17 protein-coding genes and 1 pseudogene are annotated in these 21,011 nt (G+C 71.3%); 8 read left to right on the top strand and 10 right to left on the bottom strand.

The genetic code is table 11. The features are described from left to right. Positions 1-15: 15 nt before the first annotated feature. Positions 16-1,200, top strand: a complete 1,185-nt coding sequence (locus ABFX81_RS00795) for a DUF6183 family protein (protein ID WP_346137476.1) — start codon at positions 16-18, stop codon at positions 1,198-1,200. Between the two features lie 308 nt (positions 1,201-1,508). Here the strand turns inward: ABFX81_RS00795 and ABFX81_RS00800 are convergent, their stop codons facing one another. Both ABFX81_RS00800 and ABFX81_RS00805 read right to left on the bottom strand, forming a co-directional pair. Next, a complete protein-coding gene (locus ABFX81_RS00800; protein WP_346137477.1) occupies positions 1,509-1,712 on the bottom strand; it encodes a hypothetical protein in 204 nt (67 codons plus the stop codon). A 339-nt stretch (positions 1,713-2,051) separates the two neighbouring features. Continuing rightward, positions 2,052-2,309, bottom strand: a complete 258-nt coding sequence (locus ABFX81_RS00805; RefSeq protein WP_346137478.1) for a hypothetical protein — start codon at positions 2,307-2,309, stop codon at positions 2,052-2,054. A 276-nt stretch (positions 2,310-2,585) separates the two neighbouring features. Here ABFX81_RS00805 and ABFX81_RS00810 point away from each other — a divergent pair, with 276 nt between their 5' ends. Both ABFX81_RS00810 and ABFX81_RS00815 read left to right on the top strand, forming a co-directional pair. Next, a complete protein-coding gene (locus ABFX81_RS00810) occupies positions 2,586-3,185 on the top strand; it encodes a hypothetical protein (RefSeq protein ID WP_346137479.1) in 600 nt (199 codons plus the stop codon). Continuing rightward, entirely contained in the window at positions 3,140-6,733 is a 3,594-nt protein-coding gene (locus ABFX81_RS00815) for an NACHT domain-containing protein (protein ID WP_086843143.1), read from the top strand. Before ABFX81_RS00810 ends, ABFX81_RS00815 begins: the two co-directional genes overlap by 46 nt. 260 nt (positions 6,734-6,993) lie before the next feature. On the opposite strand, the gene ABFX81_RS00820 is transcribed toward ABFX81_RS00815, so the two are convergent. Continuing rightward, the gene (locus tag ABFX81_RS00820; RefSeq protein ID WP_086843141.1) at positions 6,994-7,254 is read right to left on the bottom strand and encodes a GlsB/YeaQ/YmgE family stress response membrane protein; all 261 of its coding nucleotides are present in this window, start codon (positions 7,252-7,254) and stop codon (positions 6,994-6,996) included. Positions 7,255-7,677: 423 nt separating this feature from the next. On the opposite strand from ABFX81_RS00820, the gene ABFX81_RS00825 reads away from it, so the two are divergent. The 3 genes from ABFX81_RS00825 to ABFX81_RS00835 all read left to right on the top strand — a co-directional run bounded on the left by ABFX81_RS00825 (position 7,678) and on the right by ABFX81_RS00835 (position 11,080). Continuing rightward, positions 7,678-8,241, top strand: coding sequence for a hemerythrin domain-containing protein (locus ABFX81_RS00825; RefSeq protein WP_346137480.1), 564 nt, complete (start codon positions 7,678-7,680; stop codon positions 8,239-8,241). Between the two features lie 212 nt (positions 8,242-8,453). Further along, positions 8,454-9,545, top strand: a complete 1,092-nt coding sequence (locus ABFX81_RS00830; RefSeq protein WP_346137481.1) for a DNA topoisomerase IB — start codon at positions 8,454-8,456, stop codon at positions 9,543-9,545. 209 nt (positions 9,546-9,754) lie between these two features. Further along, positions 9,755-11,080, top strand: coding sequence for a phosphatase PAP2 family protein (locus tag ABFX81_RS00835; RefSeq protein ID WP_428837129.1), 1,326 nt, complete (start codon positions 9,755-9,757; stop codon positions 11,078-11,080). Here the strand turns inward: ABFX81_RS00835 and ABFX81_RS00840 are convergent. Genes ABFX81_RS00840 through ABFX81_RS00860 form a run of 5 tightly spaced genes read right to left on the bottom strand, consistent with a single transcriptional unit; the run spans position 11,070 to position 15,814 of the window. Beyond that, positions 11,070-11,444 (bottom strand): hypothetical protein, encoded by a 375-nt coding sequence (locus tag ABFX81_RS00840; protein WP_346137482.1) that lies wholly within the window; start codon positions 11,442-11,444, stop codon positions 11,070-11,072. The two genes, ABFX81_RS00835 and ABFX81_RS00840, sit on opposite strands and share 11 nt — an antisense overlap. Then, positions 11,441-13,153, bottom strand: coding sequence for an aa3-type cytochrome oxidase subunit I (gene ctaD, locus ABFX81_RS00845; RefSeq protein ID WP_346137483.1), 1,713 nt, complete (start codon positions 13,151-13,153; stop codon positions 11,441-11,443). The genes ABFX81_RS00840 and ctaD overlap by 4 nt, the downstream gene beginning before the upstream one ends. Before the next feature lie 41 nt (positions 13,154-13,194). After that, positions 13,195-14,475, bottom strand: coding sequence for an acyltransferase family protein (locus ABFX81_RS00850; RefSeq protein ID WP_346137484.1), 1,281 nt, complete (start codon positions 14,473-14,475; stop codon positions 13,195-13,197). Positions 14,476-14,498: 23 nt separating this feature from the next. Beyond that, a complete protein-coding gene (locus ABFX81_RS00855; protein WP_086847686.1) occupies positions 14,499-15,155 on the bottom strand; it encodes a hypothetical protein in 657 nt (218 codons plus the stop codon). Beyond that, entirely contained in the window at positions 15,152-15,814 is a 663-nt protein-coding gene (locus tag ABFX81_RS00860; RefSeq protein WP_086847688.1) for a sigma-70 family RNA polymerase sigma factor, read from the bottom strand. Before ABFX81_RS00860 ends, ABFX81_RS00855 begins: the two co-directional genes overlap by 4 nt. A gap of 411 nt (positions 15,815-16,225) precedes the next feature. Here ABFX81_RS00860 and ABFX81_RS00865 point away from each other — a divergent pair. Next, positions 16,226-16,432, top strand: a pseudogene (locus tag ABFX81_RS00865) (GNAT family N-acetyltransferase); the annotation flags it as partial. Here ABFX81_RS00865 and ABFX81_RS00870 read toward each other — a convergent pair. After that, complete coding sequence (locus ABFX81_RS00870; protein WP_086847691.1) at positions 16,429-18,153, bottom strand: SMI1/KNR4 family protein; 1,725 nt, start codon at positions 18,151-18,153, stop codon at positions 16,429-16,431. The pseudogene ABFX81_RS00865 and the gene ABFX81_RS00870 sit on opposite strands and share 4 nt — an antisense overlap. A gap of 247 nt (positions 18,154-18,400) precedes the next feature. On the opposite strand from ABFX81_RS00870, the gene ABFX81_RS00875 reads away from it, so the two are divergent. Beyond that, positions 18,401-19,462: an N-acetylmuramoyl-L-alanine amidase gene (locus ABFX81_RS00875; RefSeq protein WP_086847693.1), complete on the top strand. Its 1,062-nt coding sequence runs from the start codon at positions 18,401-18,403 to the stop codon at positions 19,460-19,462. Between the two features lie 10 nt (positions 19,463-19,472). On the opposite strand, the gene ABFX81_RS00880 is transcribed toward ABFX81_RS00875, so the two are convergent. Continuing rightward, complete coding sequence (locus ABFX81_RS00880) at positions 19,473-20,963, bottom strand: alpha/beta fold hydrolase (protein ID WP_086847695.1); 1,491 nt, start codon at positions 20,961-20,963, stop codon at positions 19,473-19,475. Positions 20,964-21,011 lie beyond the last annotated feature (48 nt).

Here is a 21,011-nt window from a genome sequence, read left to right on the forward strand (position 1 = left end):
TCGTAGACTCGGAGCGTGAGCCACAACCAAGTGACGCCCGGCGACGACGCTTCTGATCGACCTCTCTGGGAGCGGTCCGGACCAGAGTTGCAGCATCTGGCCGAGCGCAGGCCGGAGGAGCTGTACGCAGCGGTGGAGCAGTTGTGTCGGCGGGCGTCCGCCGAGGGGCCCGGAGGCGCCTCTGTGGCGCGGGCCGCCGGGCGGATCGCCGAGACCCTCGCCGACACCCGCTCGCGGGACTGTGCGACGTTTGCCGTGGACATCGTGGGCCGGCTGCTGCCCCTCGAGGCCACGGATCGTGGGGAAGCCGACCGGTTGCTGCGCTCGGTGGCCGCGAAGCTGGTCAAGGCTCAGCAACTGCGGGACCTTGAGCCTCTGTTCGGCGAGTTGCCGGACGGAATCCCGAGTCCGAGTGTGGAGCTTCGGGCCTGTGTTCTCGGAGAGTTGGCACTGACCGGTTCAGGGACCGGTCGGCGCACCTTGGACGCGTACGCCGAAAGGCTGAGTGAACTGGGACACCCGCTGGCTAGACTGCCCAGGACGCGCCTGGACATCGAGCACCGCTTCACGGTTCGTGTCCGGGGACTGGGGCCGATCAAGACGCCGAAGCAGCTCCGGTCGCGTTTCCCGGAGATTCCCCCGACCGACAGCGGTGCCGTCGCGGGCCGCCGAGCCGGTGACACACGTGACGACGGGCGGGCGAAGGCGGCTGCCCGGCCGTTCAGGGCCGGCGGATGGGCCTGTGAGCCTGAGGCACGGTTCTTCACGCTGCCGAGCCCGCTCAACCCTGACGACTTCGGCATGTCCTTCATCACGGAACTGCCCTTGCGCTGTCTCGCAGGTGAAGGCGGGCGCCGGGGCAGCGCCCTCGCCTGCGCGACGACGCCCGACGATGTCCTCAACGAACTCTTCTCGGCTTCGTACAACGGCGGAGTGAACGGCCAAGGACAGGGCGGCGCGTACGCGCGGCTGTATGCCTGGGACAGTCTGTACGCGCTCATGGGGCTGCCCGCAGGCGTACCGTTCCTCGAAGCGGTGCGGCAGGCCACAGATCACCGGTGGCTGCGGTTCATGGCGTTCACGGACTGGTTCCACCACGACACGTCGGACGCGGCCTTCGCCGTACTCGATCCCAGCCGGACCCGGGTCACGGTGCTGGCGGCCACCGACACCGACGTCGACCGCGACGTTCTCGGGTAGCCACGGTGCGGACGTGGCTCTCCGGTGCGACGCCGTGATCTGGCAGGGGCCGGGTGGCGAGGAGAGGGGTGTCCAAGTGCCGCGTCATCGCGGAGACCTGCGACTTCGAAAGCCGAGTGAGCCGAGCGGGACGGGCGGTGGCGACGATGCCGATGAGGGCCTGTCGGCCCGGCGGCGGCACTCCGGAAGCCGGCGCGGGAAGTAACGCCGGCCGCTGCTCGATCGGGCACGCAAGGTGCACGCTTGGCCTTCTCCCGGCTTCCCGGGCGGTGGCCGCCCCTCGCGGCCCGATCGAGCCTGGTCCGTTCTTACGCGGTCGTCTGCGGCTGTCGCGCTGATACGGCCCTCACTGCCGAGCCCGAGACGAGCACTCCTGACAGGGCGATCAGACTGGTCAGGATGTCCTGGATCTGTGCCGCCGGGGTATAGACGATCACGATGACGATGAGCAGGGTCGCCCAGCCCTTCGGGCGAGCGATTGGCAGTACGGAGCGAGTTGGAGCCACACTCATAGCGGTACCTCCTGGTACTCAGTGCTCGCCCCGCCGATCCTGCCGCCAAGCCGGTTCGGGAGGGCGGGCTTCCTGCTTGAGACCCATAGTGGGGCCTCTTCCGCCAGGACGTATCTTGAGCGCCTCGGAAAAGGTCCACGGTCCCTCGGACGGACGATGGTCGGGGCGATTGCCGGTAGCTCGTGCGCCCTGCGGCCCACTCGGGGCCAAGTCGGCACGCGCCATGCCCGCACCGCGGTCACCGTCGAGGTCACCGACACCACGTGCCCTCCCCAGGGACCCTCCGGACGGCCGCCGCGCCCCACGCGCGGTAGACCGTCCGGGAAGCCCGCGTCCCACTCACCGGCGGCGCGACATACGCCGTACCAGGTGCCGGCAGCGGGCTCGCCAGGTCGGCCGCGGCGAGCCGTGCAACGCGGCCAGGATCAGCGCCCGCTCCTGCGGGGTGGCCCCACGCGTGAGCCAGATCAGCGACAGCTGCCGTACGGTGGTCCGCGCCAGCATGAGCGAGGCGGTCACCGGGCCGGTCGGACCGGGCAGGGCCGGCAGGGTGTCCTGTGCGAGGCTCAGCAGTTCGTGCAGCGTGTCGAGTGACATGTCGGCTCCCTGGCCGTATGAGGTCTTGCCCCGCCTCGGGCTCAACTCGCCCTGCGCGGAGGCCGGTCGGCGACCAGCCCCCCAAGCAGGCCTCGCAGGCTGATTTCTTCTCGCGCTCCGCACTCCCGCATCCGCGCAACGGACGCTCGCAGACCGTCACGACCTGGCAGGATGTGGGGAATTCTTCAGCGCGGTGAGCCGGGGGAAGTGGTGAAGAAATCGGTGAACGCGCGGCCGCTGCCACCGGGACGCGGTCGTCGACTCGACTGGACGTCTGTGGCGGACTGTTACGACCGCGGTACGCGTCCGCAGACCGCGTGGTTGTGGCGGGCCCTGGCGCACTGGACGGCGGAGCACGGCGATCCCGATACCGGATTTCAGCCGCTGAACGAGACGGTCGGGAAGTGGGTCGGCGTCGGCGCGTCCGCCATGACGGCATGGCGCAAGGGCGAGTCGTGGAACCTCGAATGGTTCGCCGTCGTGCGCGCCCGGGTCGGCTGCGACCCGGCCACCTGTGATGCGCCGTACGCGGACGAGGACGAGCTGAGCAGGAGGCTCGAAGCCGCGGATCTGGAGGAGAAGGCGCACCGGCGGTCCGCTCGGGTGCCCGCCCGCCTCTCCCCGCCCCGCACCGGCACGCTCAACGCCCGGCTCACCGGGATGCCTGCCCGGCCTGCCCGGCCCCCGGCCCCTTCCGTCCCGTCCGACGAGGACGACATCCGCGTGGCCCTCCGCAAGGTCGACCTGGCCGACCGGCGGACCGTGCGCGCCTGGGAGGCCGTCGTACCGCTGCTGGACGACCCGATCGGGCCGGCGTCCACCTGCGTGACGTGTACGTCACACGCAAGGCGCAGAGGGTGCTCGTCAAGGGCCTGAGGAACCAGTTGCTCAACCGCGGCTCGCAGGGCAACGCCGTGCTCGGCGAGCCGGGCACCGGCAAGAGCTGCGTCCTGTGGGGTGTTCGGGAGGAACTGCGCGCAGCGGGGTGGACGGTCGTGGCCGTCTCGGCGGCCGCCCTGCTCGGCACTCCGGACCACCCGGCGGATCTGAAGTTCAGGGAGCTCGTGGCAGCCCTTGAGGCAAAGCAGTCCGCCGTGCGGGCACAGCAGGGGGCCGGCCGCGTCGCTCTGTTGCTGGACACCGCGGATCTGCTGCTCCACGACGACACGGACGAAGGACGGGATCAGCTGGTGGCTCTGGTCCGGCGCGCCCGCGCGCTGGGCGTGGCCGTGGCCCTCGCGTGCCGGTCGGTGGAGGCACGCAGACTGGAGGAGCGCGAGCCGGCGGGCATCGAGGCACTGCTGATCAAGGAGCACCTCGAGGGCTACGACGACGGCCGCACCGCCGCGAGCGCCGTGCAGCACGTCGGCGCCCCATGGGAGCCGGACTCCGAACTCGACCGTGCCGTGGAGGCTTACCTGCGGGTCTTCTGCCGCGGCCCCGGCCTGCCGAGCCCACGCGAGGGGGGCGGACATCACGGACCGGGTCCCGCGGAGCCGCTGGCGCAGCGGATGCGTTCCACGCTCGTGTACGCGGCCGCCCGAGGACTGCCGCTCGGACAACTGATCCGGCACCCCCTGTCCCTGCGCATGCTGTTCGACGTCTACGCCCCGGCCGGGCCACGCGACAGGGACCTCGACGTCACCGACCTCTTCCGGGAGTACTGGGCGGCTCGGGTGACCGAGGACATCCGCCACGCCGTGTTCGGCGACGAGCCGACGGACGAGGAGGCCGGGTGGAACCTGTCGGAGGAAGTACGGTTACTGGGCCTGGCCATGCTTCGCGAGGGCAAACCGGAACTGCGGCACGCTGACGCGGTGACCGCTCTCGTCGCCCGTACGGCCCTCGGGCGGCGACGTGCCGACCGGGCGGTGTCCGTGCTGTTGCGCCGGGGTGTGCTGCGCAAGGTCGAGGGCGGTCGCATCGCCTTCCACCACCAGGCGTTCGCCGAGCACGCGGCCGGACAGGCCCTGCGGTTCGCCGAGCGCGGGCTCGTCGCGACGGCCGACCGCGTCACCCATCACCCGGACGACCTCCTCCTCGCCGAGGCCGCCCGGCACGCCTTTCACATCGCGGACCGTGAGGGCGTGGCCGGCTGGTATCGCGCACTGGACAAGCTCATGCGGCACGACCACGCGGCCACCCGCCTCACGGCGCTGCGTATTCACGCCGGCCTGCGCCACCCGCCGGAGGACGCGGTGCGCACGGCCGTCGAGGCGCTGCGGTACGCCGATCCCTGGCAGACCACGTCCTACATGACGGTGCTCACCGGCACGAGCAAGCCGGCCCCGGCTGCCTGGCCGCGCACCCTGCGCGCCATCTGGGACCGCGAGGACCGCCAGGACCGACGCCGGGTCCTGATCGCCGTCACCCATCTCGCGTACCAGCAGCCCGACGAGGTCACGACCTTCCTCTCCGCCCTGCGCCTGCTCGGCTTCGAGGAGCGGGAACTGCTCGACTGCCTTCCGCTCGGCCGGGATCTGACCCTTCTCCTGCTGGGTCTCCACACGGCGGCCCCGGAGAAGTGCGCGACCGCTCTCACCAAGCTGCTGGACGCGGCGGTCGCCTTTCGCAACAAGCCGGTCCTGCTGCACACCCTGGCGGCGCTGTCCCACCTCGCCGCCGAGGACCTCACCCGGTACGGCGAACACATCGCGAAACTGCCCGAACTCCTCGACGGACTACAGGAGAAGGCGTGGCAGGCGAGCCTCGACAAACTCCTCCCGGTCGCGGCCCCCGCCTGGGCGGCCGGGTTGCGGACGGCCACCGTTCCGGAGATCGAGGAGGCTGTCGGACGTGTGGTGGAGGACCTGTCGGCCGGTTCCCCCGGCCCGTCCGCCGCCCTGCGCCTGCGAGCCCTGGCCGAGGTGCTCGCCACTCGGCCCTCCCGACCGGTCCAGCGCTTCCTGAAACTCCTCGCCGGCGCCGCCGGCTCACCCGAGTCGGCCGAGCACATCGCCAAGTACCTGCTGGCGCCCCTGCTGTCCCAGGAGTCGTCTCGGCGGGGCGTCGCCGCAGCCCGCGACTGGTGCCGGCGGCATCTGAGGCCCACGGAGACACTGGACGTCGAACAAGGCACGACGGGTGTGATCGCCAAGGCCCTCGACAGGGACAAGGTGCCCCTGCCTGCCGAGACCATCGCCGCCTGCCTGTGGCAGCCGCGTGACCCGGACCGTTTGTCCGAGTCCAGCCTCCGGCGCTGGCTGAGCGACCCGTGGCCGCACTCCCTCACGGTGGCGGCCGCGGCGGGCCGGCACCCCGTCGCCGAGCGGGCCCTCGCCCTCCACGTGACCACCGCCCCGCCCGCCACCGACGGCTACGCGGTACGGCTGCGGGAGGCCCTCGGCCGCCGTGCCGCGGACCACCCCGACCGCCTCCTCGGTCCGCTCCACGAGGACGCTGTACGCAGCGGCGACCTGACCGGCCTCAAGCGGCTCGCCCTGCTCGGCCCCGACATGCTGACCTGCGTCCTGGAGGATCCCGGCCACCGGGCGACGCTGATCGCGATCGGCAAGACCCTCCAGGAGTCACCCGCCGGCCTCAAGGCCGTCGGGCTGAGACTGGAGATGTTGGCGGCCACCCAGGGCGGCCTCCTCCCGGTGACCGTCGACGAGACTTTCGCGTGGCTGACGGCCACACGTAACGGGGAGGTCCAGAAGACGGTCCTGAAAGGCGTCGGCGAACAGCTGCACCAGCAGGCGGGGTTGTGGCGCGAGCAGGACGCCCTGGCCCGGCTGGACCCCGTCCTGCGAGCGGTGGAGGACCGGGGCAGGGAGGCGAGGGAGACGGCCGGTCCACCGTACGATCACCACGGTCGCCAGTTCATGCTGGCGGCCAATGAGGCGTATCTGCTGAGGATCGCCCTGCACGCCCACTTCGACGACATCGAGTCACGCCCGGTGGAGGAAGTCCTCGCGCCACTGGAGGAGCTGGTCTTCGCGGATCTCCCCGTGTACCTCCCGGAGGGCGACGGAGAAATTGCCCTGCCCGCATGGCGCCGCCGCTTCGAGCACCTGCCTCACCTGTGCTGCCGCCTCGCCGCCGCGGGCCACCGCGACGCGGCCCGCGCACTCCTGGACCGTGTCCTCGACTTCACCAACGGGGTGCACGCTTCCCGCAAGGGCAACTGGCGGGAGCGCCTGGCCGACGACTGGCGGTTCTACCTGCGGGTCGTAAGCCTCGAGGACCGTGAGCGTCTGACCGACACGATCCTCGGCTTCGCCCGGAAGGACATCTTCTTCGCCAGGCAGTTGGTGGAGGTGGCGGCCCAGGGCCTCGGCGACATCTCCCTGGAGCTGTACGCGCTGATGCGCGACGAGACGACCCCGGCGGCGCTCATGCCGGCCCTGCGCAGTACGGCGTCCTGGGCGGGCCGTGCGGGACACGGCGGGCAGTGGACGGAGGTCTTCGCGGAGGTGGCGTGAGAGGCGGTCACCCGCGCGGGGCGTTCTGCCGATGGAGCTCCAGGAGGGGCCGGCGGCCGAGTACCGCCGGCCCCCGAGGAGTGCGGCTTCGGGGCCCGTTCGTGGCTCCGGCATGCGGCTCGGGCCGAAGACCGCTCGCATAGTGCCTTGACGCCGCCCGGATCCCTGGGGCCCGCAGTCGCCAGGACCCGAAGCGGCCCCAGAGGATCCAGGTCACTGCTCGCACGCCTGGCACGTCGTCCGGTGAGGTGGGTGAACCGTCATGCGCGCCGTCGGGCCCACATCGGGGTGACGAACGCGATGAGGACGGCTGCGATGCCGATCTGGAAGATGTGGCGGATCCAGTCGATACCACCGGTGTCGCGCACACCGAAAGCGGTGGCGAGCGCGTTGCCGGCGACGGCCCCGAGGATGCCCATGATGACCGTCAGCCACAGGGGAATCGGCTGACGTCCGGGAATGACGAGCTTGGCCAGCAGGCCGATGATGAGTCCGGCGATGATCGCCCAGAGGAACGACACGACAACTCCTTCCGTTCGCTGCCCTTTCGGGCATCACACGTGTGCCCACGGGAGGCCGCCATAAGCGGGGTCCGCCCCTGGAGTTCCGTCCCGGTCATGGGGCGCGGCACCGGGGCGCAAGCGTGGTGGGCAGGTGCCGGGCGGCCTCGCGGTGGGCGAGACGACGCCGAAGGGCAGGTCGGCGAAGAGGGCCGATCCTCGCGCTGCTCGTCCGACCGACGGGGAACGCGCACGGTCACCGGCACAAGGGGAACTCCTCCGCGGTAGCGGCCGGATGCTGTCCGCCACCGGAGTGAAGTGGCGGACCCGCATGAGGTCGCCGGTTCGGGGGTGGCAGGTATCCCTGCTGGGTGGCGAGCCGGCGGAGGGCTGGACGGCGCCGGCCGCGCCCCCGGCCTCAGAACGACAAGGAGTGGAGAACCCATGGGACACGGCGGAAACGTCATCCAGGAACTGACCACGGATCACCGCGAGGTGGACGACCTCTTCGCGCAGATCGAAGCACTGCCCGGGGCCGACGAGCGGCGACGTGAACTGGCGGACCGGCTCACGATGGAGCTGATCCGGCACTCGGTGGCCGAGGAGGAGTATCTGTACCCGGCGGTGCGACGGTACGTCGACGGGGGAGACGATCTCGCCGACAAGGAGATCGCCGACCACAGCGAAGTCGAGCGCATGCTCAAGGAACTCGAGGACTGCCGGCCCGGCGACGGGCGTTTCGACACGCTGATCCTGCGGCTGAAGAACGCCGTCGCCGCCCATGTCAGCGACGAGGAGAACCGGCTCTTCCCGATGCTGGCCGACGTCTGTTCCGCCGATGCCCTGACGAAGCTCGGTGAGGAGGTCCGCTCGGCCAAGGAGCACGCGCCCACCCGCCCGCACCCCTCCGCGCCGGACACCCCACCCGCCAACAAACTCCTCGCGCCCGGCACCGGCATGGTCGACCGCCTGCGCGACATGCTCACCGGGCGCGGAAAGCGGGACTGACCAGCTGGACTGACGTAGCTGACAAGCCGGCCTGCCCGACGACCAGGTGGCTTGCCCGGCGTGCGGGCGATGCGGGTGGGCATCCGTGTAGTGCCGGCATCCGAGTAGTGCCGGCATCCGAGGAAAAGCACACGACCGGCTGGGTACTGGAAGGCACCGGAGGGGACGAGCCGGCGGTCCCGGCACGGTCGAGTCCGTCCGAGGAGGTCGGGATGCGTCTTCACCACAGCCGTCCCACTGACCCCGGTTACCGCCGCCTGCGCCACGGACGCGGCTTCCGCTACCTGGACGCCCGCGGGGAGCCACTCCGCGATTCCGAGGCGCTGGCCCGGATCCGGGGGCTGGTCATACCGCCCGCATGGAGGGACGTGTGGATCTGCGCCCGGCCCAACGGCCATCTGCAGGCCGTCGGTACCGACACCGCCGGGCGCCGCCAGTACCTGTACCACCCGCAGTTCCGTGCCGAACAGGAGCAGGCCAAGCACGAGCACGTGCTCGACGTCGCCGAGGCGCTGCCCGCGGTGCGTGAGGCCGTCGAGGGGCATCTGGGCGACCGGGGGCTGACCCGGCAGCGGGTCCTGGCCACCGCCGTACGTCTGCTCGACCTGGGTTTCTTCCGTATCGGCAGCGACCGGTACACCGAACAGAACAGCAGCTACGGCCTCACCACGCTGCTGCGCGAGCACTCCCGCTGCCACGCGGGTGCCGTCCTGTTCAGCTACACCGGCAAGCACGGCCGGGAGATCATCCAGACCGTCGCGGACCCCGCCGCCTGCCGCAGCCTCACCGCGTTGCTGCGGCGCCGGGGCGGCGGTGACCGGCTCCTGGCCTACTGGGAGCGGCGTGCCTGGCACGACGTGAGCGGTGACGACGTCAACGCGTACCTCAGGGAACTCGCCGGCCTGGAGATCACCGCCAAGGACTTCCGCACCTGGCACGCCACCGTCATGGCCGCTGTGGCACTGGCCGTCTCCCAACCCGTGGCGCGCAGTGAGACCGCCCGGCGCCGTGCCATCGCCCGGGCCACACGCGAAGTGGCCGGGTACCTCGGCAACACGCCCGCGGTCTGCCGGGCTTCCTACATCAACCCGCGGGTGATCGAGCTGTACGAGGAGGGCGTGACGGTCGCCGCCGCGCTGCCCCACCTCGGCGACGAGGGCGCGTACGGCATCCCGGCCACGCATGGACCCGTCGAACGGGCTGTGCTGCGCATGCTCCGGAGCGGACGCGGCGGACAACCAGCTGGCGAAGACCGAGCGGTCCGGGCTGGGCGCGCGGGTGGACGCGTGTTGCGTCTCCGGTGACGTCGGCATCCGCAAGCCGGACGTCCGGATTTTCCAACTGGCCGCCGCACGCTGCGGCTGCGATCGGTCTTCTGCTGGACGGGGCTCCAGGCGCACCACTCCGATAGCATGTTCGATCGCGTGACGATCACACTCATGAAAACCAAACAAATCGACTAAAACAATTGATACCTATAACAACGCGGATTTTCTCGCGAATAAGACGCCGAATGCCGCTCGCCGCATGGCCTCGACCGCGCACGATGCTGTGGGCCACGGCAGCTCTGGTGACCCTCGGCTTCCTCGTCGCGCTGGAGATCGCCGCGCGCCGCTACGGGCTGCCCGGGCCGATCACCTGCCAGGTGCAAGAGGTGATCGTCGCCCCCAAGTCGGGCTTCCTGCTGTACGCCTGCATGGCGCTGACGATGGTGGTGCTCACCCGGCGGCAACGGTACGTCGCGCTCGGCGCCGCGCTCGGCATCGACGCCGTCTTCCTGGTGGTGCGGTGGGCGGTCGGCGCCTATCCGGCCGACGGCCATCCGTTCGGCAACGGCGCGTTGTGGGTGATTCTGGGCTGCGCGGTCATCGCCGTCACGCGCCGCACCGGCCAGGAACGTGTCCTGCTGCTGAAGGGTGTCGGGCTGGGTCTGCTGCTGCTGGCCGGCCGCAAGACCGGTGACACCTGGCTGCTCATCACCTCGAAGACCCGCCCGACGGTGCTCGACCCGTACCTGGCGGTCGCCGACCACGCGCTGGGCAACCCGTCGTGGCTGGTGGGCCGGATCGTCACGGCCGCCGGCCCGGTCGCTGCCCGCGCCCTCGACTACGTCTACGCCCAACTGGCGGTGGCCGCGGTCGTCGTCGCGCTGTACCAGCTCCGTCACGTGGCGGCCGAGCGCCGCTTCCCGCGCCATCACCTGGTGCGCACCTTCCTGGTCATCGGCGTCCTCGGGCCCGGCATCTACATGATCTTCCCGGTCGTCGGCCCGATCTTCGCCTACGGCGCCGACGGCGGGCACTGGGCGGTGGCCAACCTGTGGCCGGACCTGCCGCCGCCGATCAGCGCTGCTCCGCACGAGATACCGTTCGACGAGATCACCCCCCGCAACTGCATGCCCAGTCTGCACACGGCCTGGGCCACCGCCATCTTCATCCATTCCCGCAGGGCCCCACGCGTGCTGCGGTACGCGGGCACGTTCTGGCTGATCGCCACGCTCACCGCGACGCTGGGCTTCGGCTACCACTACGGCGTGGACCTCGTGGCCGGCGTGGTGTTCACGCTCACGATCGAGGCCGCCCTGCGCTCGCTCGAACGCGGCTGGGACCGGTCGGGAGTCCAGCTGGTCACCTACGGAGTGGCCGTCTTCGCCGCGCTCTTGGCGTCCTATCGCTATCTGCCGATGGAGATGGCCGAACGTCCGTGGCTGTTCGGGCCGCTGCTCGTCCTGGCGATGGCCTCGGTGATCTACGGCTACGTACGGACCACCGGTCAGTGGGAGCAGAAGACCGTGCCGGCGCCGCGGTCGGAACCGGAACACGAACTGGTCAGCGGGTGAGCAGGACCGTCAGGGCGCTCACCCCGCCCGCGCCGGCCAGGACGGCGCAGGCGCAGGCGGCGTGGCGGCGGAGCAGGGTGTGCCGGAGGGCGGCGTAGCGGCTCTCGTACTCCTGGCGCAGTTCCTCGGCCCGCCGGACCGTGCTGTGCAGCAGCTCACGGGTGACGTCGAGGCGCCGGCGGACGTAGTGGCCGATGAGTTCCTCGGTTTGGGCCGTGGTCAGCCACGGCATGCGCGCGCAGAGGTCCTCGGCTTCGCGTCGTGCCTGGTCGCGATGGGCGTGGGCGAGGAGGTAGCCCTCGGCCTCGTCGGCCAGCGCGTGCCGCACATCGCCGTACGGAGCCTCGTGTCCGCCGGGTCTCACGGCCGTTCGCCCTTGTGCCCGCCGGGCTCGACGACATCGCGTCTGCCGGTGTTCTCCGCCTCGTCCAGCTGGGCCACGTCGGGATGGTGCAGGTCGAAGGCGGGGGATTCGGAGCGGATGCGCGGCAGGGTGACGAAGTTGTGCCGCGGGGGCGGACACGAGGTCGCCCACTCCAGCGAACGCCCGTATCCCCAGGGGTCGTCGACCTCGACCCGCTTGCCCTCCTGGGCGGTCTTCCACACGTTGTACAGGAACGGCAGCGTGGACAGGCCCAGCAGGAACGCGCCGATCGACGAGATGGTGTTCAGCCAGGTGAAGCCGTCCGCGGCGAGATAGTCGGCGTACCGGCGGGGCATGCCCTCGGCGCCCAGCCAGTGCTGCACCAGGAACGTGGTGTGGAAGCCGGTGAACAGCGTCCAGAAGTGGATCTTCTCGAGGCGTTCGTCCAGCATCGTGCCGGTCATCTTCGGCCACCAGAAGCTGAAGCCGCCGAACATCGCGAACACGATCGTGCCGAAGAGCACGTAGTGGAAGTGCGCGACCACGAAGTAGGAGTCGGTCACGTGCCAGTCCAGGGGCGGCGAGCCGAGGATGACGCCGGTCAGACCGCCGAAGAGGAATGTGACCAGGAACCCGGCCGCCCACAGCATCGGCGGCTCGAAGGACAACGAGCCCTTCCACATCGTGCCGATCCAGTTGAAGAACTTCACCCCCGTCGGCACGGCGATCAGATACGTCATGAAGGAGAAGAACGGCAGCAGCACCGCGCCGGTGGCGAACATATGGTGCGCCCACACCGTCACGGACAGCCCGGCGATGGCCAGCGTGGCGCCGATCAGCCCCGTGTAACCGAAGATCGGCTTACGCGCGAAGACGGGGATGATCTCGGTGATCACGCCGAAGAACGGCAGGGCCAGGATGTACACCTCGGGGTGGCCGAAGAACCAGAACAGGTGCTGCCAGAGGACCGCGCCGCCGTTCTCCGCGTTGAACACCTGCGCCCCGAAGCGGCGGTCGGCCTCCAGCACCAGCAGCGCGGCGGCCAGCACCGGGAACGCCAGCAGCACCAGCACCGAGGTGAGCAGCACGTTCCAGGTGAAGATCGGCATCCGGAACATGGTCATGCCGGGTGCGCGCATACAGATGATCGTGGTGATGAAGTTGACGGAGCCGAGGATGGTGCCGAACCCGGACAGGGCCAGGCCCATGATCCACAGGTCCCCGCCGACCTGGGGAGTGCGTTCCCCGCCGCTGAGCGGGGTGTAGGCCGTCCAGCCGAAGTCGGCGGCGCCCTGCGGGGTGAGCAGGCTGCCGAGCACGATCAGGCCGCCGAAGAGGAACAGCCAGTACGAGAGCATGTTCAGTCGCGGGAAGGCCACGTCCGGGGAGCCGATCTGCAACGGCATCACCGCGTTGGCGAACCCGGCGAACGTCGGCGTCGCGAACAGCAGCAGCATGATCGTGCCGTGCATGGTGAACGCCTGGTTGTACTGCTCGTTGGACAGCCACTGGATCCCCGGCCGGGCCAGCTCGGCCCGGATGGCCATCGCCAGCGCCCCGGCGATCAGGAAGAAGACGAACGACGTGATCAGGTACAGGTGCCCGATCTTCTTGTGGTCCGTCGTCGTCAGCCAGGAGACGATCACCTGGCCCGGGCCGCGGCGTTCCGCCGCCGGTACCGGAGCAACCGGTTCGGTATGTGTCGCCATGAGCCCCTCGATCGGCAGTGCGTGTCCAACTCGGCGGAAAGCTAGTCCCGCTGATGCGGCACAGCCGCCCGAAGTGGGGCTTCCTTGGGCTGAACGGCCGAGCGATCCACGCGAACGAGTGGTGTTCCGGCGATGCCGGGACGGTGTGCGAGCTTGCGGCCCCAGGCCTGGCTCGGCGCTTCGATACAACGGTGGGTCAGCAGACACAAGGGCAGGAGCAGGGCGAGGAAAGCCGCTTCGAGGACGGGATGGTCCTGTCGCCGGCGGCCGATCGTGTGGTCGAACACGGCCAGCAGGAGCGGATGGAGCAGGTAGACCGAGTAGCTGAGCGTTCCCAGCCCGGTCAGCGTGCTCGGGATGTGCCGGCGGCGGCACGCCAGTCCGGCTCCGAAGGTGAGCACGGCCAGCAGGAACGCCGTGATCCAGCCGCGTCGCGTGAAGTGGGAGACGTCACCGTGCCAGTACGCGCTGCCCACGGCGCAGGCGACCACCACGGCACCTGCGCGGGCCGCGCGCCGCCAGGTGCTCCGGCCGTGCTCGGCCCGGTGGACGGCGGTGCCGAGGAACATCACGGCGAGGATCACCAGGCCCTCCCAAAGGGGGACCGTGCCGTTGAAGGGGATCAGGACGAGTGCCGTCACACCGCCCAGCACGCCCCCGAACACCCGCAGCACGGGTGACGTGGCACTCGCACAGCAGATGGCGACCGCCATGGCGACCGAGGTGACGGCGACCAGCAGGCCGGTGCCGACCATGTCCGAGAGGGCGGAGACCGGCAGCACCACCCCTGCCGCCACGCTCACGGCGGCGGCCACGGCCAGGGTGACGGCGACCGCCGCCGACCGCTGGTGCAGGCGGACCGTGAAAAGCGCGACGACCAGCAGGTAGAAGGCCATCTCGTACGAGAGGGTCCACAGGACGAGCAGGAGATTGGGTGTCCCCAGCAACTCCTGGAGCATGGTCACGTGGGCGACAGCCACCGTCACGGCGCTCTGCCGGCCGAAGTCGGGCATCTCCGCGATGCCCAGGACGCCGGCGACGAGGGCCGCCGCGACGACAGCCGCCCACAGGGGGTACACACGGAGGAACCGTCCGATCCAGAACGCCCGGACGCATCCCCGGCGCTCCAGCGACGCGGGCACGATGTAGCCGCTCACCAGGAAAAACACCATGATGCCGTAGCGGCTGGTGTTGAACTCCGGCATCAGCTCCCGCCGGAAGTCCGGCATGAAGGTGTACGACGAGTGGTCGAACACCACGACGAGTGCCGCGATGCCGCGCAACGCGTCCAGCCAGCCCAGCCGTGACGGACCGTCCGGCACGGCCGGAGCGGGTAATCGCGACGTCACCGACGCCGGCCGCTTCGGACGTCAGGCACGGAGACCTTCATCGGAACGCAGGGTTCGGCCTCGCGTTCGGTCGCGTACAACTCGACCGCGCGGGGCCGGGAGTCGCCCCGGGTGTTCTCGAAGGCCAGCACGTTGCCCCGGCGCAGTGTGACGTCCCAGCCGGCCTTCACGGGGATCAGGGGGCGGCCGTCGACGATCAGGGGGCGGCCATGTATGTCGGTCACCGGGGAGACCTTGCTGCGCTCACAGACGTAGCCGGAGGGGAGCAGGTCAATGGTCACCTCGATGCCCCACGGACGCACCTTCTCGGCGAGAGCACGCTGGGCGGGGACGCCGATGTTCGGCTCCATCACCGTGAGCCTGACGCTGCCCTCTCCGACCGGCGCCACCGCGTACGCCTTCGACTGGGACGGCGCACCGGGCACGACGACCGCGGCGAGCCAGGCCGCCGCGCAAACCGCCGCGACGACCGCGATCCGTCGGGGAGCCAGACGAGCCAGAGAAGCGAGCGGAGCGAGGAATCGGCCGAAGGAAACCTTCGCTTGGCGCTCGCCCGTCCTGACGTCACCCGGCCCGGTCCCGGCGCTTTCACGCAGCCGGATCTCCCTCTTCAGCTCGTCGAGAAGACGGTCCTCGAATGTCGTCGCCCTCATGCTCGGGCACCTCCCCTTGTGACGTGCAGCAGCGACGGGTCCTGGGGCCCCGCTCCCGGGGGACTCGTGGGCCTTGCCCGTGGTGCCGCGGGATCGGCCTCCGGTGCCCTGACGTCCGCCTCCTCCCGCAGCGCCTTGCGCGCCCGGTGCAGCCGGACCCGGGCCGTGACCTGGCGGAGGCCCAGCGCGGCCGCCGCCTCCGTGACCGTGAGCTGGTCGACCGCGATGAGCTCCATGACGGCCCGCTCGCCCTCGGGAAGGCTCGCCAGCGCGGCAAGGGCGCGCCGCCCCGGGCTCTCCGCGTCGAGTCTGTCCTCGATACGGGCGATGTCGTCGGCCTCCAGCAACCGCCGCCCGGAGAAACGCCGATCGCGTTCCGCTTCGCGGGCGACCCGGCGGCGCTCCGACGACACGACGTTGCGGGCGATGCCGTACAGCCACGCCGTCTCGCTGCCGAGGCGGGGCCGGTAGGAGTGGGCCGAGTCGAGGACGGCGAGGAAGATCTCCGCCGTCAGGTCGGCAGCGGTGTGCGGATCGTCGACGCGCCGGGCCACGAAACGCATGACCGCGTCCACGTGGCGCCGGTAGAACTCCTCGAAGAGCCGCGGGTCACGTACCGCCGCGGCGGGCCCACTCCGTAACCGTTCCGCGCCATCCACAAACGACTCCTTCTCGTCGGAGGCTCCCCGGTCCTCCTCGGAGGTGCACCGGAGTCCCGTAAGGGCACTTCACTTGTTCTTGGACCCGGGCGCGAGAAGCGTTACAGGGGGCGCCGCCCACCAGCAGACGGTCGGGCTGTGGCATCGGGCACCTCCGCATGATGCCCGGCAGTGCCCGGGAGCCGCGCAGGAAATCGTCCTGGCCCACGGCGCCGACGGCGGGCTCGTATGAGTTCCGTCAAAGCCGTCGCCGTCGCCGTATGGGAGCCGTCAACGGGGGGCCGGATCCGGTCATGGAGGAGGTTTCGTCGATGCGTCCGTTCTTCTTCCGAACCTCACTCCAGGAGTCCGCGATGGCCGATCTGGCCTTCGTCGCCAAGGGGGTGATGAAGCTGTGAACGCCGATTGGGCTTCACCACCTTCGCCGACGGCGGCCTGACCCGGCTATAGCTCCTGCACCAGGTGGACAACACGGCCTCGTGCCGCGTCGCGTGGAAGTGCGGCTATGAACTGTCCTCCCCGCTGCCGGCGGCGCCACCGGCCTTGCCCCGCGAGGGGCACCTGCACACCCGGGGGAGGCTGTCGCCCGTCACCCACGTTCCCGCACAGCACTACTAGGGGGTGTCCAGGTCGGCGGCGAGTTCGTCGTGCCAGTGGAGGGAGAACCGCTGCTCGAGGATCGTCGCCGCGGCGACCGGGAGGGGGAGCAGGAGGAACTCGCGCAGTGCGTGGGCCGCCCGGTCGCGTGCGGTCCATGCGGTGAGGTCCTCGTGGGACACGGAGCCGGTGTCGCCGTCCCGCAGCAGCTCCCGGGTGGCGTGGACCTCCGCGGCCAGGGTGCGCATGCGTAAGCCCAGGGGACCGTCCTGGTCGACATCGACCGGCAGGCCGCGGTGGATCCGGTCCAGGGCCTCGGTCACCTCCGGGTAGGTGTCGAGGTGCGTTTCCGATGCCAGGCGCGACAGCTGGGCCCCGATGGCGGCGCGCAGGCGCTGCGGCGGCGTGCGCTCCACGAGTCCGGCCAGGTCCAAGTGCCCTGCCCGCTCCGGGAATCCGCACTCCGCCGCGGGGAGGTCGTCCAGGAGCGGCAGCAGCAGGGCACTGGTCAGCTCCGCCGGACCCTCCTCGTCCGGGGCGTAGGCGATGCCGAAGTCCTGTCGCAGTACGGAAAGGAAGCGGGTGTACGCGGAGGTCGAGCCAGGCCAGAGGTCCACGCCGAGACGCCGCGCCTCTGGGCCGCCGGCGGCGTTGCTCTTCCGCGGCGACGTGACGCGCCGGGTGTCCTCCTGCGGGCACGGCACGCCGTCCTCGGCGAAGGTGAGGACGACCTCGGGGCCCTGCCTGGTCAGGACCACCGCGCGCGTGCCGGCGGACAGGGCGCGCAGCACCTCCGGCCGGGCGAACTGCGCGGCGCCGCCCTCCAGCGTGGCGTACGCCCATCCGCCGGCCTCGCCCGCACGGGCCAGGGGCCGGTGCGCCGCCCACGCGGACCGAGCCGCCCGCCGGGCCTGCCGGCGGTCGCGCGGCCGTACCGTGGCGGGGATCGCGCCGAGCCGGCGCAGCATCTCTGCCGGGGTCAGCCCGGCGGCGAACGCGACGTCCGGCTGGTCCGGGAGCGGTGCGGGACGCGCGCGGTGGGTGCGGACGAAGAAGAGTCTCTGCGTCCCTTCCTGCGGGGGTGGCGGCGGGGCGCTCCCGGCGAAGTTCGTGAGGACCGGGCGCCGGAGGGCCGGCGGGTCCGACTCCGGCTCGGCGAGCGCGGCAGCCCGCGCCAGCGGGGAGACCGCGTCGGCGGGCACGGTCCGCTCCTCCTCCCACAGCAGCCTTCCGGCCACGGCGAGGGGGATGCGGTCGAGGAACGGGAGGCCGTCCTCCAGCGCGTCCGCGAGGCCGGCCAGCACATGACGCAGCGAGGGCCAGGGCGTGAAGGAGGCCGTGTCCCCGTCGAAGCGGCGGCCCACCTGTCCGTAGCGGGCCCCGGGACGGCAGGCGATGAACAGGCCGTCCGAGGGCCGCCGGCCGATGCCCAGGGTGAGGGGCAGCCCGGCCTCGCCCGCCCCGAGGCTCTGGAGGAAGGTCGTGTTCCGCACGATGTCCGCGACACCGCACAGCGGTCCGTAGTACGACAACTGAACTGCGTCTTCGTCGGGTTCCACCCCGTCGTGGCACCGCAGCGAGGCCACCAGATCCGGGTGGAACGGCACACCGAGCCTGCGCTCGGCGGCCTCGATGCCGGACGGTGGTGCGGGTGGGCGCAGGGCGGCGTGGGTGCGGGGAGCGTGCCGGGCCAGCCAGGCGTCGACGCGGGCCCAGGACTCCTCGACGGCGGGGATGCTCATGGCAGCGGACCCTATGCCGGGCCACTGACAGCGCCTCTGCCCTTCCTGGCACGGCAGCGTCGTAATCCCGCCGAATTTGTGTGCGGGTGTACGGCGAGGTGAGCGATGAGGCAAGCGGCGGAAGAATGGTGGTGAGGGCCTGGCGAGGTTCCAGGGCAGGTTCGGCGCAACGAGCCGCCAGGCACGCTCCGCAACCGCGACCGCTGTCTTCGGACCGGCGTGAGCGCGCCGAAACGGAGGATCACGCATGGCCACTCCGCTCACCGCCGCCCGGCTCGTCGCCGCACTGAAGGCGGAGGGTTGCGCCGTTCGCGAGGTCGGCGGATGGCGCACCAACAACCGCAACCACAAGGGGCCGTGGGGCCCCGTGCACGGCGTGATGATCCACCACACCGTCACCGGGCCGGGCACGGACGTCGTCGGGTTGATCTACCACGGCCACAGCGCCCTGCCCGGTCCGCTCGCCACCGGATGCATCACCAAGGACGGCGTCGTCCACCTGACCGGCAACGGCCGGGCCAACCACGCCGGCGGCGGTGACGGTGACGTGCTCAACGCCGTCATCGGCGAGTCGTACGGCACGTACCCGCCCGCGACGCACGAGCACGACGGCTCGGCGGGCGCGGTCGACGGCAACGCCCGTTTCTACGGCTGGGAGTGCGAGAACAAGGGCGACGGCAAGGACCCGTGGCCGGGTGTCCAGTACATCGCCATCGTCAAGGCCACCGCCGCGATCTGCCGCGCGCACGGCTGGGGCCCCAAGAGCGCCATCGGCCACCTGGAGTGGAGCGACTGGAAGGTCGACCCGCGCGGATTCGACATGGCCGACTTCCGCCGTGACGTCGCCGACGCCCTGGCCCACCCGGCGGGCCTGTGGGAAGGAGAGGACCCCATGCCTCAGTACGTCAACCTCGGTGTCACCGGGGGCTATCGGCTCGCGCCCGGTGCCTGGGACTCGGTCGAGTTCACCACGGAGTGGGCCGACGAGACCGGCGACCACGCTCCCGGCGGAAGCGTCTTCGCCCGTGGCCCGGCCCGCTTCAGCGGGAGTGTCAGCCTCCACATCGACGGGCTGCCGGCGGGTGCGGTCGTCCAGGCGCGCATGTCGGAGTACCAGGGGGACCAGCATCGAGTGGACCACCCGATCCACGAGATCGTCGGTACCGGCGGCGGCACCTTCGCGGTCGTCCCCCTGACGAAGAGGCTCCCGTCGGGCCGGAGCATGCGGGTGCGGCTGCTGAACCAGGCCGCCGTCCCGGTCACCGTCGCGAGCGCGGTGCTGACCGTGCTGGTGTGGAAGGAGACCTGAGCCCCGGGCGCTACCGGGCCGTCGGCAGCCCCGGGCCCGCGCAGCGCACGTTCCCCGACGGCACTTCTCCGCGCACCAGGTAGGCCGCCACGGTGTCGTCCACGCACGCGTCGCCGCGGCTGGCGAACACGCCGTGGGAGTAGTCGTCGTCGAGGGTGACCAGGCGTGAGCCGGGCAGCAGGGGCTGGAGGCGGCGGGCGCCCTCGATCGGCGTGACGGGGTCGTGCGCGGAGGCGACGAGGAGGACCGGGGGCGCGTCCGGGCTGCCGAGCGGGGTACGGCGGCCGGGCCGGTGGTGCCAGTAGGCGCAGGCGCTCGCCTCCATGCCCGTCAGCACCGGCTGCGGATCGAGGCGGCGGGTGCTGCGGATGTCCGCGAGGATGTCGCGGGGGCTGGGAGCGGGCCCGTCGGCGCACTTGACGACGCGGTTGGCCGCCTCGTAATTGCGGGAGTCGGCGCTGTCGAAGGCGCCGTCCGGGCGCAGGCCGTCCGGGTCGCCGTCCGTCAACTGGCCGCGCAGCCCGTCCGCGAGACCCGCCCAGCGTTCGGTGCGGCCCAGGGCGCGGTACACGGCGCGGTCGAACTCCGCCGGACCGAAGCCCGCCACCGGCCGCGCGGCGAGCTCCCGGCGTACGCGCAGATACGAGTCCCGCACCGCGGCCGGTGTCCCGCCCAGGCCGAAGCGCCCGGCGTGGGCGGCCGTCCAGGCGAAGAAGGTGTCGCGCTGCCGCAGCAGGGCCCGGCTCTGGAGCACGTCGAAGTCGTACCAGTCCCCGGGGCCGACCACGCTGTCGAGCACCATCCGGCCGACGCGGTGCGGGAAGCGGGCGGTGTAGGCCGCGCCGAGGTAGCTGCCGTAGGAGACGCCGAGGAAGCTCGTCCGCGGTTCGCCGAGGGCCGCGCGTATCGCCTCCATGTCGTACGCCGTCTGCTCGGTGGACAGGTACGGCAGCAGGCGACCCGCGTGCGTGGCGCAGTCGTCGGCCAGGGCGCGCAGGGACGCCAGGTACGCGCGTTCCGCCCGGGCTCCCGCGGGCACCGGGTCGTTGCCCGGACTGTCGAAAAGGCCGCCCATCGGGCCGCACGTGACGGGGGTGCTCCGCCCGACGCCGCGCGGGTCGAAGCCGACGACGTCGTACGCACGCCGCACGCTCTCGGGGAGCTTGGCCCGCTTGGTGACCGCGTAGGGGAGCCCTGAGCCGCCCGGGCCGCCCGGGTTGACCAGCAGGATGCCGCGCCGTTCGGCGGGCGTGCCCGAGGCGCGGACCCGGGAGACCGCCACCTCGATGCGCGGCCCCGAGGGGCGGTGCCAGTCGAGCGGCACGCTGAGCCGCCCGCACTCGACGCGCTCCGGCGCGGCCGGCCGGGGGACGGAGCCGGAGCAGGACGTGAAGCGGAGCGGGGAAGGCGGCTCGGCCGCCTGGACGGGGGCGGCGGGGAGCAGGGCGGTAGCAGCCGCGAGGGCGCACACGAGCGCGGTGTGGCGTGCGGGACGGGTCAAGGGGGTCTCCAAGAGATCTTCGCCCAATCAGATGACAATGAAAATGAT

It is taken from the genome of Streptomyces coeruleofuscus (genome assembly GCF_039532725.1).
Classification (GTDB): Bacteria; Actinomycetota; Actinomycetes; order Streptomycetales; family Streptomycetaceae; genus Streptomyces; species Streptomyces coeruleofuscus.

What these genes read in the sequence shown, in the direction of transcription:
- ABFX81_RS00870 (WP_086847691.1), bottom strand. Translation starts at nt 18,153, where the DNA reads ATGAGCATCCCCGCCGTCGAGGAGTCCTGGGCCCGCGTCGACGCCTGG.
- ABFX81_RS00830 (WP_346137481.1), top strand. Translation starts at nt 8,454, where the DNA reads ATGCGTCTTCACCACAGCCGTCCCACTGACCCCGGTTACCGCCGCCTG.
- ABFX81_RS00800 (WP_346137477.1), bottom strand. Translation starts at nt 1,712, where the DNA reads ATGAGTGTGGCTCCAACTCGCTCCGTACTGCCAATCGCTCGCCCGAAG.
- ABFX81_RS00805 (WP_346137478.1), bottom strand. Translation starts at nt 2,309, where the DNA reads ATGTCACTCGACACGCTGCACGAACTGCTGAGCCTCGCACAGGACACC.
- ctaD (WP_346137483.1), bottom strand. Translation starts at nt 13,153, where the DNA reads ATGGCGACACATACCGAACCGGTTGCTCCGGTACCGGCGGCGGAACGC.
- ABFX81_RS00835 (WP_428837129.1), top strand. Translation starts at nt 9,755, where the DNA reads ATGCCGCTCGCCGCATGGCCTCGACCGCGCACGATGCTGTGGGCCACG.
- ABFX81_RS00875 (WP_086847693.1), top strand. Translation starts at nt 18,401, where the DNA reads ATGGCCACTCCGCTCACCGCCGCCCGGCTCGTCGCCGCACTGAAGGCG.
- ABFX81_RS00855 (WP_086847686.1), bottom strand. Translation starts at nt 15,155, where the DNA reads ATGAGGGCGACGACATTCGAGGACCGTCTTCTCGACGAGCTGAAGAGG.
- ABFX81_RS00825 (WP_346137480.1), top strand. Translation starts at nt 7,678, where the DNA reads ATGGGACACGGCGGAAACGTCATCCAGGAACTGACCACGGATCACCGC.